Raw genomic sequence first — 23,140 nt, forward strand, 5'->3', positions numbered from 1 at the left:
CCGATGAAGTGTCAATACCGTCTGGGGATGATCCGGGGCTGTCGCTATCGTCCCGTGGGGCCGAACGTCTCGAAGACGATCCGATCCGGGGAAACGCCTCCCGCCTCGAGGCCGGCGCTGAGTTCGGCGAGGAACCGGGTGGGCCCGCAGAGTAAATAGTACGCCTCCAAACCGGCCCCGAGGGCAAGAAGGTCCCCGGCCGTGATCCACCCCTTGGCGTCGTAGTCGACGCCCGCCGTGTCGTTCGCTTGTGGCGCGCTGTAGAAGGTACGCCGTACGACGCCGTGGGATTGGGCTATCAACTCATCGACCTCGGCCTTGAAGGCGTGAGCCTCGCCGCTACGCGTGCCATGCACGAACCAGACGGGGCGGCTGGCGCTTTCGGCTACGGCAGCGTGCAGCATCGCGAGCATCGGCGTAATGCCGACGCCTGCACTGACCAGAACCAGGGGCCCTCGCTGCAACGGCATGACGAAGTCGCCCGAGGGCGGGCGTGCCTCGATCCGGTCGCCGATAGCCACCCGATCATGCAGAAAGCGCGAGGCCACGCCCTTCTCCTCACGCTTGATGCTGAGCCGGTAAGTAGCGGCGAACGGCGATCCCGACAGCGAATAGCTGCGTCCTACCCGGCCGTGTCGATTGGGTATTTCCAATTCGACCGCCAGATGCTGGCCGGCTTCGAAGGGCAGGAGCGCATCGCCTGCCGCATCGGCCAGGTGAAAGGACGTGATCCAGTCGCTTTCGATCACCTTATCGACGACCTCGAGCCGCAGCGGCGCATCGTCTTCCCGCTGCCAGCGTAGCGCCAGCGCGGCCGGGCGATCCACGACCCGCTCCACCGTCACTTCGATCGTGCGCTTCGCGTTCGGGTCATGGCGCTCCGTTGGTGCCCAGTCGATCCTGGCACGACCGGTGATCTGCAGCATGCCGCCCGTCTCGAAGTCGACGAAGAGCAGCCCCACGCGCGGATCGCGGATCAGATTGCCGATCGTATTGAAGAAATTGTTGCCGGCATAATCGGGGATCTGCAGCGTCCCGTCCTCGGCAACGCAAACGAAGCCGGGCTCACCGCCCCGATGCGAGGCGTCGAAACCCTGAGACGGGCTCTCTTCTTCGCTCCTAGCGGAGTCAGTGCCAGAACCCAATCCAAAGCCGGTGCCGATAAAGCCAGTACCTATAAAAAACGTATCGGCCGCGGCAATCCGCGCGCGCTGCCGGGCATCGAGTCGCTCCGAGACGATGGCGCCAGGTGCAGGCGATGGCTCGACGCGCCGCCACTGGCGTTCGCGGATATATTGCGGGCAGTTGCCGAAACTCTGTCGCACGTCGATGACTAGGCCGTCGTCCGCCGAGCGAATCACGCCATTGGCGCGGTTGCGACGACGCGTCGCCAGTTCGATCCCGAGCAGGCCCACTTCAGTCCCGGAGCCAAACGCCGAGGCCAGGGGATCCTGGGCGGCGAGCGTTGCGGCGACCCTTAGCGTGCGCGGATCCGGCGCGGCGATGAAGCCTTCGTCCCCCTCCAGCAGGGTGACCCAGGGGCATCCCCGTTCGTCGCCGGCCGCGATGACGACGAACGGCAGCATGGCGAAGAAATCGCGGTGCTGCTCGGGCATGGCGTCACGGATGAAGCTGCCGGCCGAACTGGCGATGCTCTCCACACCGGCACGCCGCTGCGCTTCGAGTTCTCCCGCATGGAAGGGCGTCGTTTCGATCGACATGAACAGACCTCCGCTCGGATACCACCGTGTCAGGCGAGTGCCGGTGAGCGCGCCATGCCAATGAAATGTGGAAGCGCTTCGATGCGTGCGAGCCAGGACCGAACGTGCGGATAGGTAGCGAGACTCACGCCGCCCTCCGGCGCATGGGCGATATAGCTGTAGCCGGCGATGTCGGCCAGCGTCGGCCTCTCGAGCTCGAGCCAATCGCGGCTATCGAGATGGGCATTCATCATCGCGAGCAATGCGTGCGCCTTGGCCTTCGCCGCCTCGTGATCGAGGGTTGCGCCGAACACGGTGACCAGTCTCGCGGCGCAGGGGCCGGAGGCGATCTCGCCGGCCGCGATGGAGAGCCAGCGCTGCACCCGGGCCTTCTCGACCGGGTCGGTGCCGGTCCAGGTTGCAGGCTCGCCATAACGCTCGACCAGGTAGGTGATGATGGCGTTCGAATCGGCCAGCGTGATGCCGTTGTCGTCGATGGCCGGCACCTGGCCCAGCGGGCTCAACTTCAGATAGTCGGGCTCGCGGTGGGCGCCGTTGACCATATCGAGATCGACGTTTTCGTAGGGCACTTCCAGCAGGGCGAGCATCAGTTCGACGCGGTGGCAGTGACCAGACTTGGGATTGCGATACAACTGCACGGGGGCGTCGGTGAGGGCATTGGCGTTCGCCATGGCATGCTCCTTCATCGCGATGATGAGTGGGTTATCGAAGAAGCCACTCTAGAATCTCACGAATCGCGGAAGAATAGGCCTACCATGAAAGTCACTATTTTGTATTTTGAAATTATTATTTAACTCTAACGGAGCGAGCCACCATGGATCGCCTTCAGGCCCTGAAAGTCTTCGTCGCCGTCGCCGAGACGGAAAGCTTCGCCAAGGGCGCCCGCGCCACGGGGCTCAGCTCGCCCTCCGCGACCCGCGCCATCAATATGCTCGAGGCCACGCTCGGTGCCCGGCTGTTTACCCGCTCGACGCGACGAGTACGGCTCACCGACGTGGGGCAGGCGTATCTCGCGGAGGTGCGGGAGATCCTCGCCCAGCTCCAGGCTGCCGACGACACGGCCTCGGGGGCCGCCAACACACCCGTCGGGCAATTGCGCATCACCTGCCCGCAGGAGTTCGGGCGACTCTACGTCGCGCCGTTGCTCACCGAATTCCTCGATGAGTACCCCCAGGTGCGCGCCGACGTGCTGATGCTCGATCGCATCGTCAATCTGGTCGAGGAAGGCTTCGATATCGCCGTGCGCATCGATCACCTGCCCTCCTCCGATCTCTCGGCCGTCCGCATTGGGCAGGTCCGCCGCGTCATCTGCGGCTCGCCGGACTATTTCGCCACACGGGGCCGCCCGCACGCGCCGGACGAGCTCGCTGCGCATCGCCTGATCTCGAGCGGATCCACCACCGCACTGAACGAATGGCGATTCGGCTCGGATGGATCGCAGGCCGTCAGGGTGAATCCGCAGCTCAGGGTCAGCAGCGTGGCCGCTTCCATCGATATCGCCAGGCGGGGTTGGGGGCTGTGCCGCGTGCTCTCCTACCAGGTCGGGCCCGACCTGGAGTCCGGGAACCTGCAGACCGTGCTGGACGACTACGAGCCCGCCCCACTGCCGATTCATCTCGTGCACGTCGAGGGTCGCCGGGCCGCGGCGAAGGTCCGCGCGTTCATCGACTTCGCGGTGCCGAGGCTGCGAGAGGTGAAGACACTTCACTTACCCGTGCCGTGCCGAACGTGACATCAGTAAGAAACGAGAAAGGCATGCAGACCGATAGTGGAGTCACGGCCGCCCATCATGGCTAGATTGGCGGACGTCGGCCCCTGAAGCGGGCACGAACCATGGTACGGCTTGACGACGACTTGAGCTGCCTACGCAGGCTCAATGATGCGCTTCTCCAAGCTTGCTCCTGATGCTCGCGTCGTTGCGCCCAGTGAATATCGAACATCGATCAGCTGATCGATGAATAAACCTGCAAGCGACGCGATGAGCTTACTCATGGAGACGATGATGCATACGATAAGACGCAAGACCCTCAATCCGCCCGATCTGCCCGACACCCTGGTCGAAGGCCATAGCCAAGCCGTGTTGGTACAGGGGGGCGCTCGCGTGCTGCTTTCCAGTCAGGTTGGGATCGATGCCGGAGGCCAGTTGGCTGGCCACGGCCTGTCCGAGCAGACCGAGTCGGCGCTGGACAATGTCGAACGATTGCTATCAGGGCTCGGTGGCGATCTCCTGCAAGTGGTGATGCTGAGAATCTACCTGGTCGAGTTCGCGCGCTACGATCAGCACGTGGTGATTGAAGCACTGAAGAATCGCTTCCCCATCGCGCCGCCGGCGGCCACTTGGTTGATTGTGTACGGCCTTGCCGAACCGGAATGGCTGATCGCTATCGAAGCCGAGGCGGTGCTGCCTGAATTTGCCTCGGAAAGCCAAGCGATTGCGACGCAGGAAGTCTTGGCCGCGGCTGATGATGCCGTACGTTCATAACGACGGGACCGTTTTTTCCTGTTCTCGGCTCGATCGAGGTTGTCACTGAGCCATAAGTCCGCAGACCTTGAGTTCCGTCCGGGTAGTGTCCGCCGCCTCGCGGCTTATGCGAAGCGGCGGAGCATGCCTGGATCCACCCGGCTCAAATGCCGAAACCGCCGGCGACGTTGATGGTCTCGCCATTGACGTAGCCGGCGGAAGGCCCGGCCAGGAAGCAGACGATGTCCGCCACTTCCTCGAGGGTCGCGATGCGACGGATCGGATGCATGTCCAGGATGGCTTCACGATCCGGAAGCTCACCGGCAACGTCCGAGGCCATGTCCGTGGGCATGATGCCCGGCTGCACCACGTTCACGGTGATATTGCGCGGACCGAGATCGCGCGCGATACCCTTGGCGTATCCGGCAAGCGCCCACTTGGTTCCGGCATAGTCGGCGACTCCTGCGAAGGGCACGTAGGAACCGAGAAGCGAGCCGATGAAGACGATTCGGCCGCCATCGCTCAGCTTGGGCGCCGCCGCGCGGGTGATCGCGATCGAGCCCATCACATTGACCTGCCACTGGCGGTTGTATTGCTCTCCGTCGAGCTCGGGATCGTCTACCAGTTGACCCTGTATCGCGATACCGGCGTTATTCACGAGGATGTCGAGCTTGCCGAATTCGCCAACCACCGTCTCGATCAGGGGCTTGGCGGTCGAAAGATCGGACTGATCCGCCTTGATCGCCATCGCGCGAACGCCCATCGCCTTCAATTTCTCCACCACAGCGCCCGCCTTGTCCGCCGAGGCCACATAGCTGATCGCCACGTCGGCACCGAGTTCGGCCAGCTTCGCCGCCGTTACCGCGCCGAGCCCCCTCGATCCACCCGTGACCAACGCGACCTTGCCTTTCAGTGTCTGGCTCATGCTCTGTTGCTCCATTTTCGTTTGCAGATTCGCATCCGCCGTAGCGGCACCCAATTAAATAACGACCATTATGATAATGATCATTACGAAATTGCCCGGAGCTGTCCAGCGTTTTATAATGACCGTTACGAATTAAAGGGGAATCACATGGGACGACGCCGCGAATTCGATGTAGACCAGGCACTGGACGCGGCCCTTTGCGTGTTCTGGCGCAAGGGCTACGAAGGCGCGTCCTACAATGACCTGACTCAGGCCACGGGGGTCGAGCGCCCCGCGCTTTACTCGGCGTTCGGCAACAAGGAGGCCCTGTTCCACCAGGCGCTCGAGCGCTACTACGAGCAACAATTGAGCTTCTTCTCGGCGGCGCTCGCGCAGCCGACCTCACGCGAGGTCGCCGCGCACATCCTGAGCGGTGTCGCCGAACTGAACACCCGTCACCCGGAGCACTCCGGGTGTTTCCTCATCAATGGCGCCCTGGCGGGATCGGATGAATCCGAATCCGTGCGCCAGACGCTGATAGAGTTTCGTGCGAAGGGCGAGGCGCAGCTACGCGAGCGCTTCGAGCGGGCCAAGGAAGAGGAAGATCTACCGCAAACCGCCAACTGTTCCGCACTAGCGGCTTACGTGATGGCGGTGACCCACGGCATGGCGGTGCAAGCCAAGGCCGGCTTCAGTCGCGAAACCCTGGAAGCGGTCGCCGCTCAGGCCCTGGCGACCTGGCCTACCAACACCTGACCACCCATGGATGGATCTACCCGCCGCCGCCGTCATTCGAGCATGAGCACGATCTTGTTCTGGATATATCGTGTGCCATCCGCGCATCGGCAAGCGGATAGGTGCTGTCCACGACGACGCGGATCGAGCCGTCGTCGAGCAAGCGCCCGACTTCTGACAGCCGTGCCCCCGCGGGCGAACAATTCGCTTCACAAAGAGACCGAACAATGACGATTACCAAACAAGCGGAACTGGATGGGCTCAAGGAGATCGGCCGCATCGTCGCCAACACCATGCGCGCCATGGCGCAATCGATGGAGCCCGGCATGACGACGCGGGAACTGGATGGGATCGGCAAAGCGCTGCTGGAGCGCGAGGGCGCCGTGTCGGCGCCGCAATCCAGTTACGGTTTCCCGGGCACGACCTGCATCAGCGTCAACGAAGAGATCGCCCACGGCATTCCGGGCGAGCGAGTGATTGCGCGGGGCGACCTGGTCAACATCGACGTATCGGCCTCGAAGAACGGCTATTTCGCGGATACCGGGGCGACCTATCGTGTCGCGCAGGTGGATCCCTCGCTGGAACGCCTCTGCCGTGACGGCAAGCGCGCCATGCAGATCGGCATTGCCAAGGTAGGCAGCGACAAGCCGCTAGCGGGCATCGGCAAGGCCATCGGGCGCTTTGCCTCGCAGCGGAACTATACGCTGATCCGCAATCTCGCCAGCCATGGCGTAGGCCGATCGTTGCACGAATACCCCGAGGAAATCGCCACCTGGCCCACGCGAGGCGACAAGCGGCGCATCAACAAGGGGCTCGTGCTGACCGTCGAGCCTTTCCTGTCCAAGGGAGGCGTCTGGGCCGCCGAAGGAGAAGACGGATGGACGCTCTACAGCGAACCCAGCGCCCCCGTCGTGCAGTACGAACACACGGTCGTCGCGACGGATCGTGGGGCAGTCGTCGTCACGCTGCCGGGTTGATCGACACTTAGCGGGAAGGCCGCAATCGCCTGCGCAAGGAGCAGGACAGGTTGCGCTGCCCCGCGTTCTGCCGATCACTTCCGAATCCTCCGACTCGCCCAGGGGGGTCGCGAAATCAATCCCTTCCCTCACCAGGTCCACCAATTCATCGCCCAGCACCAGGTCGAAACGCAGACCGGGGTAGGACTGGGCCAGACGCAAAATCACCGGTGCCAGAAAGTTCTCACCGAACATCACCGCTGTGCTGATCCGGACCAGGCCTGTGGGCAGGGCCCGGTCTTCGCGGATCCCCATGAGGGCTTCCTGCGCTTCATGCACCAGGCCGCGGACGCACATTGACCTTGCCAACTCGGGATGACTGGTCCCTCGCATTCTCTCGTCCGCTGCTTGACTTTTGCCCCGGCTAGATCATTATACCATCTGTATGGATGGTATATGGATTCCATTTGGATGATGCCACTTGTATGACACGGACGGCTTCCGCTAGTAGACCAACGAGGCACAACACATGAGCGTGCATGAACTGCGCCGCAAGACCGGCGATTCCAGCGAGAAGATCACCATCAACCTGGGGGTCGTCGACCTCGGGCAGATCGATCTGCTGGTTCAGGAAGGGTTCTATTCAAATCGCACCGATCTGATTCGTACCGCCATCCGCAACCAGTTGGCGACCCATGCCGAGGCGGTCAGGGAGACCGTGACCCGCAAGGCCTTCGTGCTGGGGCTGGAGCATTACAGCCGCGAGGATCTGGAAGCCCTGCAGGCGGCGGGCGAGACGCTGCAGATCCAGGTGCTGGGCATGGCCAGCATCGCCGACGACGTATCGCCGGAGCTTGCCCGCGCCACCATCGAGTCGGTGGTCGTGCTGGGCGCCCTGCATGCCAGTAAAGCGGTCAAGGCCGCCCTGGCTGGCCGGATCCACTGAATCATTGAATAGGGACATGACGATGATCGATGCCAACATGACGAAGCGAATGGAAGAAGCCACGCGGCTCACGCGTGCCGGAAAACTGCACGAGGCGATGGCCATCCTGCGGGGCGCGATGCCTGATGGAAAAAATGAGACGAGAGAGGAAGACGCGCCGGATAAACCCTACCGCAAGGGCAATACTTTCGAGGGGAGCTGGCAGGTCGTCGACGAGGAGATGACGGCGTCGAAACCTGATTCGGGATCGCGCCGGACAGATGAACCGAGAGCGCAAACGGATTCTTTTTCCGCGGCTGGCCCGGCCAATCAGGCGTCAACCTGGGGAGTCCCGGGCAGCGATATCGGCGTGCCTTCGGCATGGCGTGACAAGTGGCTCAAGTTTCGCGGCGCCCTAACGCAGACTGAGAGAGCGCAGCCCGAGAGCGCGCAGCCCGCGCATGCCAGGGGCGCTACCGAGGAGGCACTGCCCGGCACTTTCACTGCCGGTCGCTTTACCAATCAGGTCGGCACGCGCGATTACAAGCTGTATATCCCTAGCGGCCATAACGGTCAGCCACTGCCATTGATCGTCATGCTGCATGGCTGTACGCAGAACCCCGATGACTTCGCGGCCGGTACCAACATGAACCGGCTGGCCGAAGAGCAACTGTGTTGCGTGCTCTATCCCGCCCAGCCGATGACCGCCAACAGCTCGAAGTGCTGGAACTGGTTCAAGGCCGAAGACCAGCAGCGCGAGGGCGGCGAGCCGGCGATCCTGGCCGGCATGACCCGCCAGATAATCGACACGCACGGGCTCGATGCGAGCCGGGTCTACGTCGCCGGGCTCTCGGCGGGAGGGGCCATGGCGACGACCCTGGCGATGACCTATCCGGACCTGTTCGCGGCGGTGGGCGTGCACTCCGGGCTGCCCCACGGCGTGGCGCAGAGTCTCCCCGATGCCTTGGGGGCGATGCAGGGCGGCACGGGGCCACTCGGTGGTAGCGGCGCAGAACGAACAAGCGGATGGGCGTCGCTCGTGCCGGCCATCATCTTTCATGGCGATCGCGACACCACCGTGCACCCCAGCAATGCGGATCGCATTGCCGCCCAGTACGCCGCCGCGCGTAAAGGGAGTGAGACGGCCAGCGAGCGTGAGGGCAACGCCGGAGTCACGGTGGAGCGAGGCCAGGTGGCCAACGGCCACGCCTATACGCGCACCACGCATCACGACGCGAAAGGCGAGCCGCGCCTGGAGCAGTGGCGGATACAGGGCGCGGGGCACGCGTGGTCGGGAGGCAGCGCGCAGGGAAGCTATACCGATCCCAAGGGCCCAGATGCTACCCGGGAAATGCTGCGCTTCTTCTATCTCCACCAGCAGGGCCAACGCAGCGCGAGCTGAGGCGTCACCTGCCGACGGAGTGAGTACGGCGCCAGAAGCGATCCATCAAGATCGCTCCAATGCGCGCTGCTCGCGCCGCCAGGTCGCCGGTGGCGCACCGAACGCACGCTTGAGTCGGGCCACAGACAGGGCAGCGCAGTCGTCGCACCGAGACAACCAACTCCACCGGATACATCAGCAGCGGTTCCTCACGGGCGCCCGGCGAGGTACGTCTTGCATCAGTGCAGCCACTGCAGACGGGAGGGGTTCAGTTATGGGGCTCCAGATACTCGTGGTGGGCGACGGTGAACCCTTTCCGGAACAGGCGGAGCGGAGCAGCACCCATAGTAACGGTGTCCGTAGGCTGACGTTTTGGCGAATATCAGCTTACGCGAATTTACCGCCGTTTCTCTATCCGCCCTCGTTCCACCTCCCGCCCGTTTCACGCTAGCCGTTAAGAGCCAAAATTATTATTTGCAAAATAGCGGTGCCTTCTACACTGGGTAGTGACTGTAAGGTTATCTGGCAGAAGTCGACAAACAGGAATCGATAGCAAGAAAAGTAGCCGTTGTCGGCAGCATGGTGCGGATGACAAGGAGCTTGAAGTCTCAATCTCACCAGAGAAAGCAGACTTCATTAAATGCTGATGTTAGCAAGGAGTATCATTATGAATGTTTTTGTAAATGCTTCGCTGCCCGTGGTGGTTGGGGCTTCTCTCCTGCTTGCCTCTCCTGCCATGGCCCAAGAGATGGGCCCGCAGACGGGTGACAGAGAATTCTCCCTCTCCGGTACCGGTAGCAGCAGCAAGGACTTCGACAATGGCAGCTTTGGTATTTCCGGCGACTACGGCTGGTACCTGTCGGATCACACGCTGGCGGGTATTCGTCAGAGCGTCAATTTTGCTGATGTGGAAGGCGATAACAACGTCTGGAATGGCAGCACTCGGGGCTTTGCCGATTACCACTTCGGCCAAGGCGCGGCCCGACCTTTCGTGGGTGCCTCGCTCGGGGGTATTTATGGTGACGCCGTGAAGGACACCGGTATCGCCGGCCTGGAAACTGGCCTCAAGTACTACCTCTTGCCTACCACCTTCATCCAGGCCAGAGCCGAGTATCAGTTCTTGTTCGATAGCAGCGACAGTGCCGAAGATAACTACGACGATGGCGCCTGGGCCTATACATTCGGCATGGGTATCAACTTCTGAGAATCAGAAATGATTCCATGGTGCTGAAGTAGTCTAATTGGAGCGGACACCCCGATAAGCCTCATGATGGAGGTGATTGGGGTGTTCGTTTCAAATTCTTACCCAAGAAAGCTCGACGTCGGTTTCCGATGAATTAAAGGCGGATGCGGTGAGCCGATGATCGATCAGCCTCGACGGGCGTTACAGCCGCGTCCTGTCGCACGACGCTCTTACACCACAGCGGAATCAAGGACTCCAACAGGTTTAGTGGCGCGTATCGCCTCGGCATCCTTGCGCGGCGGAGCGCCGAACATACGCGAATATTCACGGCTGAATTGCGACGGGCTCTGATAACCCACCGTAAAGCCGATACTCGCCGCGTCCGCCTGCTGGGTCAGCATCAGGCGCCGCGCTTCCTGCAGGCGGATTCGCTTCTGATATTGCAGCGGACTCATGGCCGTGACCGCCTTGAAGTGGCGGTGAAACGACGATGGGCTCATGCTGGCGATCTGCGCCACGGCCTCGATACGCAGCGGATCCGAATAGTGGCTACGAATCCAGGCAATGGCGCGGCTGATCTGACTCAGGCTGCTCTCGCCCATGTCCCGGTGACGGCATGCTGCCAAGCCCTGCGATTGATACAATTGCCGGGCGGTCACGCATAAATGTTCAAACCATCTCTTTTAAACCGACTCCGCCAGCTATCAGTGGCCATCATTGATATTTGACCGACACATAAGCTTCATACGTTCGTCACTCCGGGAACGTAGGTGCGTCGCTCAAGGAGCCCCAGTAGACTAGCTACCGTGGAGGTGAGTACCAAGTAAATCCCCCCTGCCCAGAGGAAGACTATAAAGAAATCCAGGGTTCGCGAACCGATATCCGAGGCAATGGCCGTAATTTCCACTACGCCGATGGTGTAGGCGATAGAAGTGAACTTGAGTTCGATGATCGCCTCATTGGACCACTGAGGAATTACACGGCGAAGCGCTTGGGGTAGCAGAATGTAGCGTATCGCTTGCCACTGAGTCATGCCACAGGATCGCGCTGCCACCAGTTGCCCTTTGGGCACCGACAGCACCGAACCCCGAAAGTACTCGGCCTGGTAAGCAGCGCTGTTGAGGGTGATGGCGATCACCGCCGAGGTGAAGGCGTCAAAAACGATGCCCACGTGAGGAAGCCCCAGGTAGATGAAGAACATCTGCACCAGCATTGGTGTACCGCGAAACAATTCCACGTAGGCAGTGCTGATCCAGTAGAAGAGCCGATTTCCGTAGACCCTGGCCCAGCAAAGCATCAGCCCGAGGAAGAACCCTAGGGTGATGGCAATCACCCACAGCGACAACGTGACCGGCACGCCCATGAGCAGCTCGGGTAGCCACTCGATGCCGAACTCAATGAATTCCCGCATGGCTCACCCGTGCTCCGCTATGACATTGAGGAAGGCCCGGGTACGCTCATGCGTGGATTCGGTGAACATAACCTCCGGCGGTCCTTGCTCGATGATGTGCCCGTTCTCCATGAAGATGATCTCGTCGGCGGCCTGGCGAGCGAAGCTCATTTCGTGGGTTACTACTACCATGGTCATCCCTTCGACTGCCAATTGCTGCATCACCCTCACCACTTCGCCGGTCAATTCCGGGTCCAGCGCAGAGGTGGGCTCGTCGAACAACAGTACATCGGGGTCCATGGCAAGAGCCCGCGCGATGGAAACACGTTGCTGCTGGCCGCCGGATAGCTCGGCCGGGTAGGCGTCAGCCTTGTCACTCAAACCAACCCGCTCCAACTCGCGATGCGCACGCTGGGTAGCTGCCGCCTTGTCCGTACCTTTGACCTTGACCTGGCAAATGCGCACGTTGTCGAGCACCGTCAGGTGTGAGAAAAGGTTGAAATCCTGGAAGACGAAACCCATTCGTGCTCGCATGGCGTCGATATTGCGGTCCAACACCTCATTACCATTGAGATAAATGCGTCCGGCATCCGGTACCGTGAGGTAATTGATACAGCGCAACAGGGTGCTCTTGCCCGAGCCAGAGGGGCCGATCAGGACCTTGGTTTCCCCCTTGCGCAGCCCAAAGCCAATACCTTTGAGCACCTCCAAGCCGTCGTAGGCCTTCTTGATATCCTGCACGTCCAGAATCAGATCGTCGGCCATTCTTGGTGTTCCCCTCGCGTTATTTTTCGAAACCCGGCACGGCCAGCTTGCGTTCGAAGGCATACAGTAGGCTATTGCCCGCCCGATTGAGGATAAAATAAAGCAGCGCCACCACGGCAAACACGGTCAGCACGTTGCCCTGGGTGCTGGTGATGATGTAATGCGCTTGACGGGTCAGCTCGACCACACCGATGACGTAGGCTAGGGAGGTCTCCTTGATTTGCGAGGAGAATTCGTTTGTCCAGGGACCGATGGCATGCCGCCCCGCCTGAGGAAAAACGATGTAGCGAATCGCCTTGATCTTGGACATACCCATGGCCCGGGCCGCCATCATTTGCCCGGCAGGCACCGACTGGAAGGCGCTGCGGAAAATCTGCGACTGGTAGGCCGCCGAGCGCAGCCCCATGGCCAACACCGCGGCACCGAAGGCCGAGATGTCCCAAACACCCGAGATGCCATAAAAGAAGATAAACAGCATGATGATAATCGGCACGCCCCGGAAGATGCGCTCGTAGATCACCAGCGGCCACTGCACCAGCCGAGACCTGGGGCCATAGAGCTGGACCAGGCAGATGCCCAGGCCCAGCACGAAACCGATCATCAACAGAGCGGCCAATAGCACAATGGCCACTCCAAGCCCCTTCAGCAGGAAGGGAAAATCGCGAAGCAATACATCGTAGATATCCATACCGGCTTTCCTAACGCAACGGGCGCGTTCCCGCCAGGGAAAGCGCCCACCGTCATAGCGACTTATTCGTTACCGAGCTCAGGAAGACCGGCCACCGGTTTCTGGTAAGTGTCGACATAATCGGGCATATGGCCTGGAATCGCAGGTACGGTGACTCCAGGAATGTACTTCTCGACTATCTTGCCCCACTCACCGGATTCGTAAATGGCAAGGATGCCTTGGTTCAAGTTCCCCAGGATCTCTTGAGGGTCGCCCTTGGATACCGCGAGTGCCAACGGGGCACGAATAAAGATCTTACCCGCCATTTTTACTGGCTTACCCGCGTTGATGTATTCCTGAGCAGAGGTATCGTCGACAATGACCGAGGAGATGCGCCCGATTGCCATGTCATCAACTGCGGTAACGTAATTGTCGTACTTGGCCAGCTCGACATCGATATCGCCTGAATTCACAACGTTTTCTTCCATCCAGGCTTGCTGGGAAGAGCCGCCCTGAACGCCTACGCGAGCCCCACAACACACAGCGGTAAAGACGTTTAAGTCGGAATCCTCGGGTACCAGCACCACATCGTTGGTTTCCCACCAAGGAATGGTGAAATCGATATTCTCACTACGTTCCTCGGTAACCGTAAGACCGGTGGCGAGAATGTCGATTTTCTCCGCTGCGAGTGCCGGAATCAGCGACGGGAATGGCATGTCTTGGAACTCGATCTCGATGCCGGCTTCCTCGGCTATCGCCTCCATGGCATCGATTGCGATCCCCTTGAATTCCCCCGCTTCCACATAAGCCCAAGGGGGGAAGGACGCCTCTACACCGACCGTATAAGGATCTTGTGCGAAAGCGGTCGTAGCTAGACCGCTGCCGATGGCCATTGTCCCCATTAGGGCGGCAGGCAGGAGCGATGCTTTTATTCCATTCATGATCGTCTCGCGTGTTGATGAGTATTGTTTTTCGCCAAATCAATATGAGCGCGTCGTTTCACGACTGTCAACACGCCGCGTGTATGCATCTGCGAGTGATTCATGGCTGCCGGCGCCCACCCGATAGCCCGATTCACTTCGTCCACGTCACCCCTGGAACGCCTGCAGCGTCGATCGATACGAAGTCCGTTCACGCTCGGCGTAGAGTGCCAGTTCGTCCAGGACCTTGCCTTGCAGTGCCTCCTCGAAGGCTTCCCGGTTCGCGTTACCTTCATAGGCACCGTTCTGATCGCCACCGAGGTTCGATTGAAAGATGCCTGCCGCGCTGACTGGAAGAAAATCTTCATAGGTGACCGGCCGTGCTTCAACAAGGCCCTGCTCGATCAGCGTCTCGATATCGCTAGCCTCCGCCCTGCCCGGCTGGCGACCGGCCTCGGTCAGCCGATACTCGAAGAAGGCCAGCTTCTGGCGGCGCAGTTCCGCTTCCGTATCGGGGAACTCGGTGAAGACCTCGGCCAGGACACGCTGATGCTCGTCGTTGGCCAGCCCCGCCGTGCGACGGCGCGACTCACCGAGCAAGCGGTCGTACAGCTCGCGGCCTTTCGCGGTCAGCGCCACCCCGCGCTGTTCGATCTCGCCGAAGCGGGCGGTGTGGGTGCCCTGGCGTTCGCCGGCGAAGCGGGTCGGTTCCTCCAGCGCCTTGAAGCTGGTCTGGCGCAGCAGGATCGGGCAGTCGCGCCGCGGCGGCCCCTCGATCACTTCCTTGGGGTTCATGCCTGCCTGCGGCATGCGGCGCTGGGCTTCGTCGATGTCCAGGGTGCGCGGCGTCAGGTGATTGATATGTGGCCCCCGGAAGCAGACCACATCGGCGATCAGCCGATGCTCGGCGTGTAGCGCTTCATAGGTTTCCAGGTCCACCGTGGCGTCCTTGTGCCAGCGAAAGGTCTCCAGCGCCTCGCTCACGAACCGATCGGCATCCTCGTCGCTGAGCCCACCCTGCGACTCATGCCGGGCGATCATCTCTCGTGCCCCAGGGGTAAAGATATCGCGCCCGGCAAGGATCTTCGCAGCTCGCTCGCGCAGCGTGTCGCTCTCGATCAGTTCGAGACGCAACAGCGAGGTGAAGACCCGGAAGGGGTTGTAGGCCAGCGCGTCGTCATCGACCGGACGGAACGCCGTGGAATGCACGGGCACACCGGCCTCCGACAGGTCGTAGTACCCGACCGGGACCATGCCCATCACGGCGAACAGCCGACGCAACATGGCCAGCTCATCGGCCGTCCCCACCCGAATGGCGCCATGGCGCTCCACGCCCAGGCGGTTCAGCTCATCGAAGTTCGAAAGCCGCTCGGCCAATGCCGGGTCGCGTTCGAGCGTTTCTCGGTTTACCTGATCGACCAGTTCGAGCAGCGTCTCGTACTGGGGTACTTCGGCCTGGTACATGGCCGACATGGCCTTGGAGAAGCGGTCGCGGATATCGTTCGGTGAAACGTAAGACGGGTTCATGGCATGTCTCCTTGGTTCTTGCCGATGATCATGACCGCTTTGCCCCCTGCAAAACCAGCCCCGCTCTCTGGAAGAGCCCAGTCGACAGCGTATCTCTATCCCGCATGTAACGTGCCCCATCCACTGCCGGTGTCAGCGAGCCCAGCGTCCTGCGCCTGATGAAAAAAACAGCGCGATAGCCAGCCTGCTCGATTTGGGCCAACGCAGCAATCTGGCGGTTGCGCTGAACGAATCGGCGCTCTACTTAGGAAGTGCCATGGGTCGGCCTGCCGTGCATGTGCCGGTGGACATGCTATCGGTGGGAGCGGGAATCACTGCCCTGCTGGGAATCGGCGTACAACTCTTGTCCCTGCGCACCTCGAAGCGACGCGCCGTGCCTAACTGGGTACGGGGTCGTCGAACGAGGCCGAAGTCAGGGCCAGGCCATTATCGCTTTCGCGACAAGCAAGCACGGCACGAAAACGCCCCAACGTCCCGTTTGCTGAGGCTGTACCAGTAACTCTGAATCGGCTGAACTAGTCCGTCTGATTGCCGTGCCCTGCCGCCGCCTGCATGCGCCGACGCAGGATCGGCCCGACGATGACCGGCAGGATCAATCCGATGATCGCCACGGTCCACAACCCGATCGCCAGACCGCTATTCCACAGCGCGGTCCAGTCGCCATCGGCGATGTCCAGCGTGTGGCGCAGGTTCTTCTCCATCTCCGGCCCCAGCAGCAGGCCGAGGATGATCGGCACCAGCGGGATCTCCAGCTTGCGCAGGAAATAACCGAACACCCCGAAGGCGACCATGAAATACAGGTCGAACGCCGAGTTGCTGATCGAGTAGATGCCCACGAAGGCCACCATGGTCACGATCGGCAGCAGGTACATCGGCGGTACCGACAGCAGCCTGACGAAGATGCCCACCAGCGGGATGTTGAGCAGCAGCAGCAGGAAGTTGCCGATCAGCAGCGCCGCGATCACGCCCCAGACGATATCGGCGTTCTGGGTGAACATCAGCGGCCCGGGGGTGATATTCATCGAGATCAGCAGCGCCAGCAGCACCGCGGTGGTGCCGCTGCCCGGCACGCCGAGGGTCAGCATGGGCACCAGCGCCCCCGAGGACGCCCCATTGTTACCGGCCTCGGGGGCCGCCACGCCACGCGGATCCCCTGTGCCGAAGTTACCCTTCCTGCCGAGGACCTTCTTCTCCAGCGTGTAGCTGATGAAGCTGCCCAGCGAGGCGCCGGCGCCCGGCAGGACCCCGGCGATGAAGCCGAGCACCCCGCCACGGATGCTGGTCGGCATGATCTCGCGGACCTCCTTCCAGGACAGCTTGAGCTTGTTGACCACCATCGGACCCTTGCCGCCCCCGGCACGCTCCTCGATGAAGAACAGCAGTTCGGAAATCGCGAACAGACCGACGATGGCGATGATGAAGTCGACGCCTTCATAGAGCTCCAGCACACCGAAGGTATAGCGCTGGGTACCGGTGGAATCGATGCCCACCGTGGCGATCATCAGGCCGAGGGCCGCAGCCATGATGGTCTTGACCGGATTCTTGCCGGTAATCCCGCCGAGTGTGGCGAAGGCCAGCACGAATAGCGCGAAATACTCGGCCGCGCCGAAGGTCAGCGCGAACTTGGCCAGCAGCGGCGCCAGCAGGATCAACCCCACCGTGGCGATCAGGCTGCCCATGAACGAGGCGATCGCAGAGATTGCCAGCGCCTCGGCCGCCTTGCCCTGCTGGGCCATCGGGTAGCCGTCGAGGCAGGTCATCATCGCCGGCTCGTCCCCCGGGATGTTCAGAAGAATCGAGGAGATACGTCCGCCGTACATGGCGCCCGCATAGACCGCCGTGAGCATGATCAAGGCGGTTTCCGGGCGCAGGCCCAGGGTGAAGGCCAGCGGGATCAGAATCGCCACGCCGTTGGCCGGCCCGAGTCCGGGCAGCGCGCCGATCAGGGTGCCCAGGAAGGCCCCCATCAGCGCGAACATCAGGTTGTGCGGCTGCAGGGCGATGCCGAACCCATCGATCAGATAGCCCAGGGTTTCCATCAGCTTCCCTCCAGCACGCCAAGCACACCCAACGGCAGGGCCAGGTCGAGTGCGAAGGTGAACAGTAGATAGACCGCGACGCCGGCCACCCCGCCGGTCACGAAGGCGCGCACGGGTGCAGCGCCCATGCGCCAGCACAACGTACCCACCGCCAGCAGGGTGGCGAGAATAAAGCCGAGCGGCTCCAGCAGCAGCGTGTAGGCGATCAGCACCAGCACAGCGATGGTCAATTCCAGCGCGATACGCCCCCTGGGCCAGGCATTGTCGGGGTCCGGCTTGACGATCAGGTAGAGGCTGGACAGCGCCAGCACCACCGCGATCACCTGGGGAAAGGTCTCGGGGCCGACCGATTCGGCCCCACCGAACGGCTCCGGAAACTGGGTGGCGCCCCAGCCGTACGCGACGGCCAGGACGAGCATCAGTATTCCGTAGATGCGGTCATTGAGACGGGTCACTGGATAATCCCGACTTCCCTGGAGAGAGTCTCAATGTCGTTGATCTGATCCTCAATGAACTGCCTGAACTCCTCACCCTGTACATCGAAAGGAATTAACCCATTCTGTTTCATGACTCGCTGCCACTCGTCACTGGCGTATAGTTGGTCCAAGGCATCGACCCAGTATTGCTTGGCATCGTCAGAGATATCCGCCGGCATGTAGAAGCCGCGCCAGTTGGCACCGACCACGTCCACGCCCTGCTCCTTGGCAGTGGGAATATCGCTGAGATCGCCGGACAGACGCTCTTTGGCGAGGACTGCCAGCACGCGCAGGTCACCGGATTCCATGAACCCTTGGGCTTCACTGATATCACCGGTGAAAACATCGATATGGCCACCCACCACCTGGGTCATGGCTTCGCCCCCGCCGGTAAAAGGCAGGTACTTGATGCGGTTCAGGCCTTCTACACCGGCTTCCTTTGCCAGCATCAATACCTTGAGATGGTCCCACCCGCCCTTTGAGCTGCCTCCGGCAAAGCTGACCGAGTTCGGCTCTTCCTTGAGTGTGCTAAGCAGATCCCCGAAATTTTCGATCGCGGAGTCGTCGGCCACCGCGATGATGCCGTAATCGGCACCCAGGGCGCCGATCCAGTTGACCATATCGGCATTCATTCCCCGGAACTGCCCTTGCGCCAATCGGGTCGTGGTTGCCGTTGAAGCAGCTACGAGCAGCTCCTCGTCCCCGGCCCGCTTGCTAATGACGTGGGCAAAGGCCACGCCCCCACTGGCGCCCGGCATGTTGATGGTCTGAACACTGCCGGGAACCAGGTTCAACTCTTCCAATGTTCGCCCGACGCTTCGGCAAGTGAAGTCCCAGCCACCGCCCGGGTCAGCTGGAGCGAGGCACTCGACCTTGCCTTCGGGCTCATAGGCACTAGCGGCAAAAGGAAAGACAACGGCGCCGGCGACGACTGCTGCGCTGAGAAGGGCCTTTTTCATGGTGTGCTCCATTAACGAATCATTGTTCTATTCAATGCAACCTGTTTCACAGAAGGGAATCTAGAGAGCGGACTGACGCTTCGTCAATGGAGAACAGCGAAATACCAACTAAAGTCGCAAGAGCGTGCTCGCCTGGCTTGAATAGCAACGCCCATCACAACGTGTCGGCCTGGGTATCTTCCGAGCATGAAAAAGCCCAACACCGCTAGGCGTTGGGCTTTTGGCTTATAGGTCTGTCAGGGCTGACTCAAGCTGGGCGCAATGCCTTAGGCCATTGCCGCTCCAATAACGCCGCATACTGGGTCAGAAGGGGAACGTAACGATCACGGACCAAGGCGTTGAATCGCTCGCTTGGGCCGGAAAGTGCCAATGCGCCCATGAGTTCGCCTTCGGAGTTATAAATACCGATCGCTGCTGCAGATAGCCCTACCTGGCGTTCCCCACTGGAAACAGAGACTTGCCCTCTCGGGGTCTCATAATTGAGTACACGCCCTGCTGCCCCTCGCCCCAATGGCAAGCGCACGCCTTCTTCGAGGTGATGGCGAACTTCCAGCCGACCATTCTCCCGTAAACGGCAGATCCGCTCGTCGCCATGGCGGATGTAGAACGAAGCGGTTTCCTCACTCGCATCCCGCAACGATTCCAGAACGGGCCGCACCAGATTCTCGAGTTGCGGCCCCTCGCCTGCCAGCGGCGCCATCCGGGCGAATGCCGGCCCCAAGCGATAAATACCGCGTTCGTCACGCACCACATAGCCAAAAATTTCAAGCGATGCCATCAGCCGCAGAATAGTGCTCTTGTAAAAGCCGGTCGCGTTTGCCAGCTCGGTCAGCGAAAACTCGCGCCGGTCGGCTGAGAACGCCTCCAGCAAGGTCAACGCCCGCTCGACGGCCTCGACGCGTCGCTGATTCATAGGGTTCCTCCTCAATGGGACTAAAGACTAATGTTCTGACAGGCGAAACTGCCTTGCAACAAGAATGCGCCCCTCATATTCTCTTAGTCGAAACTTGTTCTATCTAGGGAAACAAATGGGCGCACTACTTTCTGGCTACCGCGTTCTCGACCTGACCAACGTTCTGGCAGGGCCTTTCTGCTGCCATCAACTAGCCCACCTGGGTGCCGAGGTGATCAAGGTCGAACGCCCCCAAGGTGGGGATCTGGCGCGTCAGTTGGGTGCTGATCCCGAGCTCAACCGTAATTTCATGGGGGTTTCCTTTCTGGCACAAAATGCCGGGAAGCGTTCAGTCACCCTCGATTTGAAACATCCCGATGATCGTCGCCGCTTCCTTGAACTAGTCAAGGAAACCGATGTGCTGGTCGAAAACTTTCGTCCCGGTGTAATGCAGCGCCTCGAATTAGGCTATGAGGCCTTGCGCGAGGTCAATCCAAAGCTGGTCTATTGTGCCATTTCCGGCTTCGGTCAAGACGGGCCCCTGGCAAACTATCCAGCCTACGACCAGATCATTCAGGGCATGGCAGGCGTCATGAGCATTACCGGAGCGCCTGACAATGCTCCCTACCGGGTCGGGTATCCGCTCGCAGATACTGTCGGCGGCCTCACGGCAGCCATGTCCATCAATGCCGCTTTGGCCGAGCGCCCTCGTCGCGCCCATTTCATCGATATATCGATGCTGGAATCGGTGCTGGCCACGATGGGCTGGGCGGTCTCCAACCTGCTCATCGCCGGTAAGGAGCCCCGCCCACTCGGCAATGACAACGTAACGGCAAGCCCCTCGGGAACGTTCCGCACCGGCGACGGCTTGATCAACATCGCAGCCAACAAGCAGGAGCAGTTCGAGGCGGTCTGCAGCATCCTCGGCCATCCAGAGTGGTGCAACGATCCTCGCTTTGCTGAGCGACAGGCTCGCCTGGACCACCGCACTGAGTTGACCCACTGCATCGAAGCCGCCCTGGGCAATGGCACTACCGATCATTGGTGGCGCACGTTGGTCGAGGCCGGCGTCCCGGCCGGGCCGGTGTATAGCGTTGCCGAAGCCTTGGCCCATCCCCAGGTTCGTGACCGCGGTTTGATCGAGCGCTTCGACGAAAGCTCGGTGGGCCGCCCCCTGGAAGTTGTCAGCGGAGGTTATCGAATTGACGGCCAGGCACCCCGAGTTGCCACCCCGCCGCCACGCCTGGGAGCAGACAATTGGGAACTGTTGCCCCCGCATGCCGCTAACGATGAATGACCTACCGGACGACGACCCCATGACCCAGACAAATGACGCAGCACAGGACCTTGATCCGCGCCACGCCCAGCAGTGGTGGCAAACCGACATCATCGACATGCACCCAGGGGAGATCCGCTATCGCGGATATCCTATCGAGGAGCTCATCGGCCAGGTCAACTTCGCAGACATGGTATGGCTCATGACCCGGGGCGAGTTACCGAGCCGCGCCCAATCGACGCTACTTGAAGCTGCGCTGGTCAGCGCAGTCGATCACGGCCCGCAAGCGCCCAGTATCGCCATCGCTCGTATGGCCATGACCTGCGGTAGCAGCCTCAACAATGCCATGGCATCAGCCGTCAACGTCCTCGATGACGTGCATGGCGGTGCGGGAGAGCAAGCCGTCGAACTCTACCAACGGATTCTAGCGCTCCAGAACGAGGGTCACCCTCTAGAAGCTGCTGTTAGTGAGGGTATTGCCGAATGGCAGCAGACCCGTACCAAGATCATTCCTGGCTTCGGCCATCGCTTTCATCCCGTCGACCCGCGTGGTCCGAAGCTGCTGAGCCTGGTGGAAGAAGCTGCCGCTCGTAACGAGGTGGCAGGCAGTTTCGTAGCGATCGCCCGTGAAATCGAGCGCCAACTGATCGCCAGGAAAAACAAGCCGATTCCGCTGAACATCGACGGAGCGACTGCGGTGATTTATGCCGAGCTGGGCTTCCCGGCACCGCTGGCTCGCGGCCTGTTCTGCCTGTCCCGCTCGGTGGGCATACTCGCCCACGCCTGGGAACAGAAGTGCCAGGGCGGCCGAAACAAAGGGCCGATTCCCAAGGGCTGGCTATGGCCCTATGGCGGTCCCACACCACGCTCGGTTCCCGAACGCGACGCTCGATAAAACAACTTCAACACGCACCGAAGGCATCATCGGCAATTCTCTGGAGAACCAACAATGAAAGTGTACAACACGCCTCGCACCCTGCTCGCCCTGCTCGCAACGACGACGATTGGTCTGAGTACCGCGCATGCCGATGACCTGGTCGTCAGCGCGACCTCACAAACCTCCGATGATTACGCCCTCGCCGTGGCCTGGTCGAACCAACTGGCCAGGAGCGACGGGGACAACCGGCTTACCGTGGTCGACAACGGCAGCGTCAACGGCCTGCGCCAGCTGGCTTCCAATCGCCTGGATGTCGCGGTCATCGGCGCTCCGCACTATCTCGATGCCGTCAACAAGCGCGGTAACTTCAGTCAGGATCCTGACCGCCTGACCGAGGCCTATCAGGATCTCCGTAGCCTCTTTGCCATCAGTACCAGCGCCGGCCAGTATGTCGTGCGCGAAGATGCGGGCATTGAAAGCTTCGCTGACCTGGATGGGCACAGCATCGCCATTGGCCGCCCGGGCGGTAATGCCGGCAGAGTCAGCGGCGCTTTCCTGGAAGCTTATGGTTTCGAGCCCGGCGAAGACGTCGATACCCAATACATCGATTACAGCGATGCCTTCAACCAGATGTCCAACGGCCGACTCGATGGCACGTTCGTCTGGGGTGGCCTGCCTCAGGCAGCCATCGACAATGCCTCACGCACCATGGACCTGCGTTTCATCTCGCCCAGCGAAGACAAGATGGAAGCGTTCAGGGAACACATCACGGCCGGCGAGCATTATCGTCTGAAAGCCATTTCCAGCGAGGAGATCGAAAACGCCTATCAAGGTCGTGTCGAGGCCGAGGGTAACGTCAACTTCTGGACATTTCCCTACATGTTCGTCGTCAACAAGGCCATGGAGGACGAAACCGCCTACGAGCTCACCAAGTCGTTGTGGAGCAACCTGGATGCAATCAAACAGACCAGTGCCGCGCTTAACCTGTTGCGCCGTGACGAGGCGACAACGGGCCTGACGGCCGAGCTGCACCCCGGCGCCGAGCGCTATTTCCGCGAAATCGGCTTGATCGAATAACGCTTTTCG

General features: G+C 61.1%; 24 protein-coding genes and 1 pseudogene. 10 read left to right on the top strand and 15 right to left on the bottom strand.

What is annotated here, in order from left to right:
* Positions 1-44: 44 nt before the first annotated feature.
* Both R6258_RS09850 and R6258_RS09855 read right to left on the bottom strand, forming a co-directional pair.
* On the bottom strand, positions 45-1,721 hold the full coding sequence (locus R6258_RS09850; RefSeq protein ID WP_318449677.1) for a pyridoxamine 5'-phosphate oxidase family protein: 1,677 nt from the start codon (positions 1,719-1,721) through the stop codon (positions 45-47).
* Between the two features lie 29 nt (positions 1,722-1,750).
* Complete coding sequence (locus R6258_RS09855; RefSeq protein ID WP_318449680.1) at positions 1,751-2,392, bottom strand: glutathione S-transferase; 642 nt, start codon at positions 2,390-2,392, stop codon at positions 1,751-1,753.
* A gap of 143 nt (positions 2,393-2,535) precedes the next feature.
* Here R6258_RS09855 and R6258_RS09860 point away from each other — a divergent pair, with 143 nt between their 5' ends.
* A complete protein-coding gene (locus R6258_RS09860) occupies positions 2,536-3,453 on the top strand; it encodes a LysR family transcriptional regulator (protein ID WP_318449682.1) in 918 nt (305 codons plus the stop codon).
* A gap of 258 nt (positions 3,454-3,711) precedes the next feature.
* Positions 3,712-4,203: a Rid family hydrolase gene (locus R6258_RS09865; RefSeq protein ID WP_318449684.1), complete on the top strand. Its 492-nt coding sequence runs from the start codon at positions 3,712-3,714 to the stop codon at positions 4,201-4,203.
* 142 nt (positions 4,204-4,345) lie between these two features.
* Here R6258_RS09865 and R6258_RS09870 read toward each other — a convergent pair whose 3' ends face one another.
* Positions 4,346-5,107: an SDR family NAD(P)-dependent oxidoreductase gene (locus tag R6258_RS09870; RefSeq protein WP_318449686.1), complete on the bottom strand. Its 762-nt coding sequence runs from the start codon at positions 5,105-5,107 to the stop codon at positions 4,346-4,348.
* A 147-nt stretch (positions 5,108-5,254) separates the two neighbouring features.
* On the opposite strand from R6258_RS09870, the gene R6258_RS09875 reads away from it, so the two are divergent.
* Positions 5,255-5,842: a TetR/AcrR family transcriptional regulator gene (locus R6258_RS09875; protein ID WP_318449687.1), complete on the top strand. Its 588-nt coding sequence runs from the start codon at positions 5,255-5,257 to the stop codon at positions 5,840-5,842.
* A gap of 16 nt (positions 5,843-5,858) precedes the next feature.
* Here the strand turns inward: R6258_RS09875 and R6258_RS18865 are convergent, their stop codons facing one another.
* Positions 5,859-6,149 carry a zinc-binding dehydrogenase gene (locus R6258_RS18865; protein ID WP_412176368.1) on the bottom strand — a complete coding sequence of 97 codons (291 nt, stop codon included), beginning with the start codon at positions 6,147-6,149 and terminating at the stop codon, positions 5,859-5,861.
* Here R6258_RS18865 and map point away from each other — a divergent pair.
* On the top strand, positions 6,049-6,798 hold the full coding sequence (map, locus tag R6258_RS09880; protein WP_318449689.1) for a type I methionyl aminopeptidase: 750 nt from the start codon (positions 6,049-6,051) through the stop codon (positions 6,796-6,798). The two genes, R6258_RS18865 and map, sit on opposite strands and share 101 nt — an antisense overlap.
* A 78-nt stretch (positions 6,799-6,876) precedes the next feature.
* Here the strand turns inward: map and R6258_RS18870 are convergent.
* Positions 6,877-7,170 (bottom strand): annotated as a pseudogene (locus R6258_RS18870) (LysR substrate-binding domain-containing protein); the annotation flags it as partial.
* A 136-nt stretch (positions 7,171-7,306) separates the two neighbouring features.
* Between R6258_RS18870 and R6258_RS09885 the strand changes: the two are divergent.
* The 3 genes from R6258_RS09885 to R6258_RS09895 all read left to right on the top strand — a co-directional run bounded on the left by R6258_RS09885 (position 7,307) and on the right by R6258_RS09895 (position 10,287).
* Positions 7,307-7,723: a CopG family transcriptional regulator gene (locus tag R6258_RS09885; protein WP_318449691.1), complete on the top strand. Its 417-nt coding sequence runs from the start codon at positions 7,307-7,309 to the stop codon at positions 7,721-7,723.
* Positions 7,724-7,745: 22 nt separating this feature from the next.
* Positions 7,746-9,104 carry a PHB depolymerase family esterase gene (locus tag R6258_RS09890; protein WP_318449950.1) on the top strand — a complete coding sequence of 453 codons (1,359 nt, stop codon included), beginning with the start codon at positions 7,746-7,748 and terminating at the stop codon, positions 9,102-9,104.
* 646 nt (positions 9,105-9,750) lie between these two features.
* On the top strand, positions 9,751-10,287 hold the full coding sequence (locus tag R6258_RS09895; RefSeq protein ID WP_318449693.1) for a hypothetical protein: 537 nt from the start codon (positions 9,751-9,753) through the stop codon (positions 10,285-10,287).
* A gap of 209 nt (positions 10,288-10,496) precedes the next feature.
* On the opposite strand, the gene R6258_RS09900 is transcribed toward R6258_RS09895, so the two are convergent.
* The 10 genes from R6258_RS09900 to R6258_RS09945 all read right to left on the bottom strand — a co-directional run bounded on the left by R6258_RS09900 (position 10,497) and on the right by R6258_RS09945 (position 19,922).
* Positions 10,497-10,925, bottom strand: coding sequence for an AraC family transcriptional regulator (locus R6258_RS09900; protein ID WP_318449695.1), 429 nt, complete (start codon positions 10,923-10,925; stop codon positions 10,497-10,499).
* Between the two features lie 83 nt (positions 10,926-11,008).
* Entirely contained in the window at positions 11,009-11,677 is a 669-nt protein-coding gene (locus R6258_RS09905) for an amino acid ABC transporter permease (RefSeq protein ID WP_318449697.1), read from the bottom strand.
* A 3-nt stretch (positions 11,678-11,680) separates the two neighbouring features.
* The gene (locus tag R6258_RS09910) at positions 11,681-12,421 is read right to left on the bottom strand and encodes an amino acid ABC transporter ATP-binding protein (RefSeq protein WP_318449699.1); all 741 of its coding nucleotides are present in this window, start codon (positions 12,419-12,421) and stop codon (positions 11,681-11,683) included.
* A 19-nt stretch (positions 12,422-12,440) separates the two neighbouring features.
* Entirely contained in the window at positions 12,441-13,109 is a 669-nt protein-coding gene (locus R6258_RS09915; RefSeq protein ID WP_318449701.1) for an amino acid ABC transporter permease, read from the bottom strand.
* A 62-nt stretch (positions 13,110-13,171) separates the two neighbouring features.
* Positions 13,172-14,029 carry a transporter substrate-binding domain-containing protein gene (locus R6258_RS09920; RefSeq protein WP_318449704.1) on the bottom strand — a complete coding sequence of 286 codons (858 nt, stop codon included), beginning with the start codon at positions 14,027-14,029 and terminating at the stop codon, positions 13,172-13,174.
* Positions 14,030-14,176: 147 nt separating this feature from the next.
* On the bottom strand, positions 14,177-15,535 hold the full coding sequence (locus R6258_RS09925; protein WP_318449705.1) for a VOC family protein: 1,359 nt from the start codon (positions 15,533-15,535) through the stop codon (positions 14,177-14,179).
* 515 nt (positions 15,536-16,050) lie between these two features.
* Positions 16,051-17,574 (bottom strand): tripartite tricarboxylate transporter permease, encoded by a 1,524-nt coding sequence (locus tag R6258_RS09930; protein WP_318449708.1) that lies wholly within the window; start codon positions 17,572-17,574, stop codon positions 16,051-16,053.
* Positions 17,574-18,029: a tripartite tricarboxylate transporter TctB family protein gene (locus R6258_RS09935; RefSeq protein WP_412176369.1), complete on the bottom strand. Its 456-nt coding sequence runs from the start codon at positions 18,027-18,029 to the stop codon at positions 17,574-17,576. Before R6258_RS09935 ends, R6258_RS09930 begins: the two co-directional genes overlap by 1 nt.
* Positions 18,026-19,009, bottom strand: a complete 984-nt coding sequence (locus tag R6258_RS09940; RefSeq protein WP_318449710.1) for a Bug family tripartite tricarboxylate transporter substrate binding protein — start codon at positions 19,007-19,009, stop codon at positions 18,026-18,028. The genes R6258_RS09935 and R6258_RS09940 overlap by 4 nt, the downstream gene beginning before the upstream one ends.
* Before the next feature lie 247 nt (positions 19,010-19,256).
* Positions 19,257-19,922 carry an IclR family transcriptional regulator gene (locus R6258_RS09945; protein ID WP_318449711.1) on the bottom strand — a complete coding sequence of 222 codons (666 nt, stop codon included), beginning with the start codon at positions 19,920-19,922 and terminating at the stop codon, positions 19,257-19,259.
* 115 nt (positions 19,923-20,037) lie between these two features.
* On the opposite strand from R6258_RS09945, the gene R6258_RS09950 reads away from it, so the two are divergent.
* From R6258_RS09950 to R6258_RS09960, 3 genes are read left to right on the top strand one after another with little or no spacing between them, the layout of a single operon-like run.
* Positions 20,038-21,198, top strand: a complete 1,161-nt coding sequence (locus R6258_RS09950) for a CoA transferase (protein WP_318449713.1) — start codon at positions 20,038-20,040, stop codon at positions 21,196-21,198.
* 19 nt (positions 21,199-21,217) lie between these two features.
* Positions 21,218-22,072, top strand: coding sequence for a citryl-CoA lyase (locus tag R6258_RS09955; RefSeq protein ID WP_318449715.1), 855 nt, complete (start codon positions 21,218-21,220; stop codon positions 22,070-22,072).
* A 54-nt stretch (positions 22,073-22,126) separates the two neighbouring features.
* Complete coding sequence (locus R6258_RS09960; RefSeq protein ID WP_318449717.1) at positions 22,127-23,131, top strand: TAXI family TRAP transporter solute-binding subunit; 1,005 nt, start codon at positions 22,127-22,129, stop codon at positions 23,129-23,131.
* The last annotated feature ends 9 nt before the right edge of the window (positions 23,132-23,140 follow it).

The sequence above is a fragment of the Halomonas sp. HP20-15 genome (assembly GCF_033446685.1).
GTDB lineage: Bacteria > Pseudomonadota > Gammaproteobacteria > Pseudomonadales > Halomonadaceae > Modicisalibacter.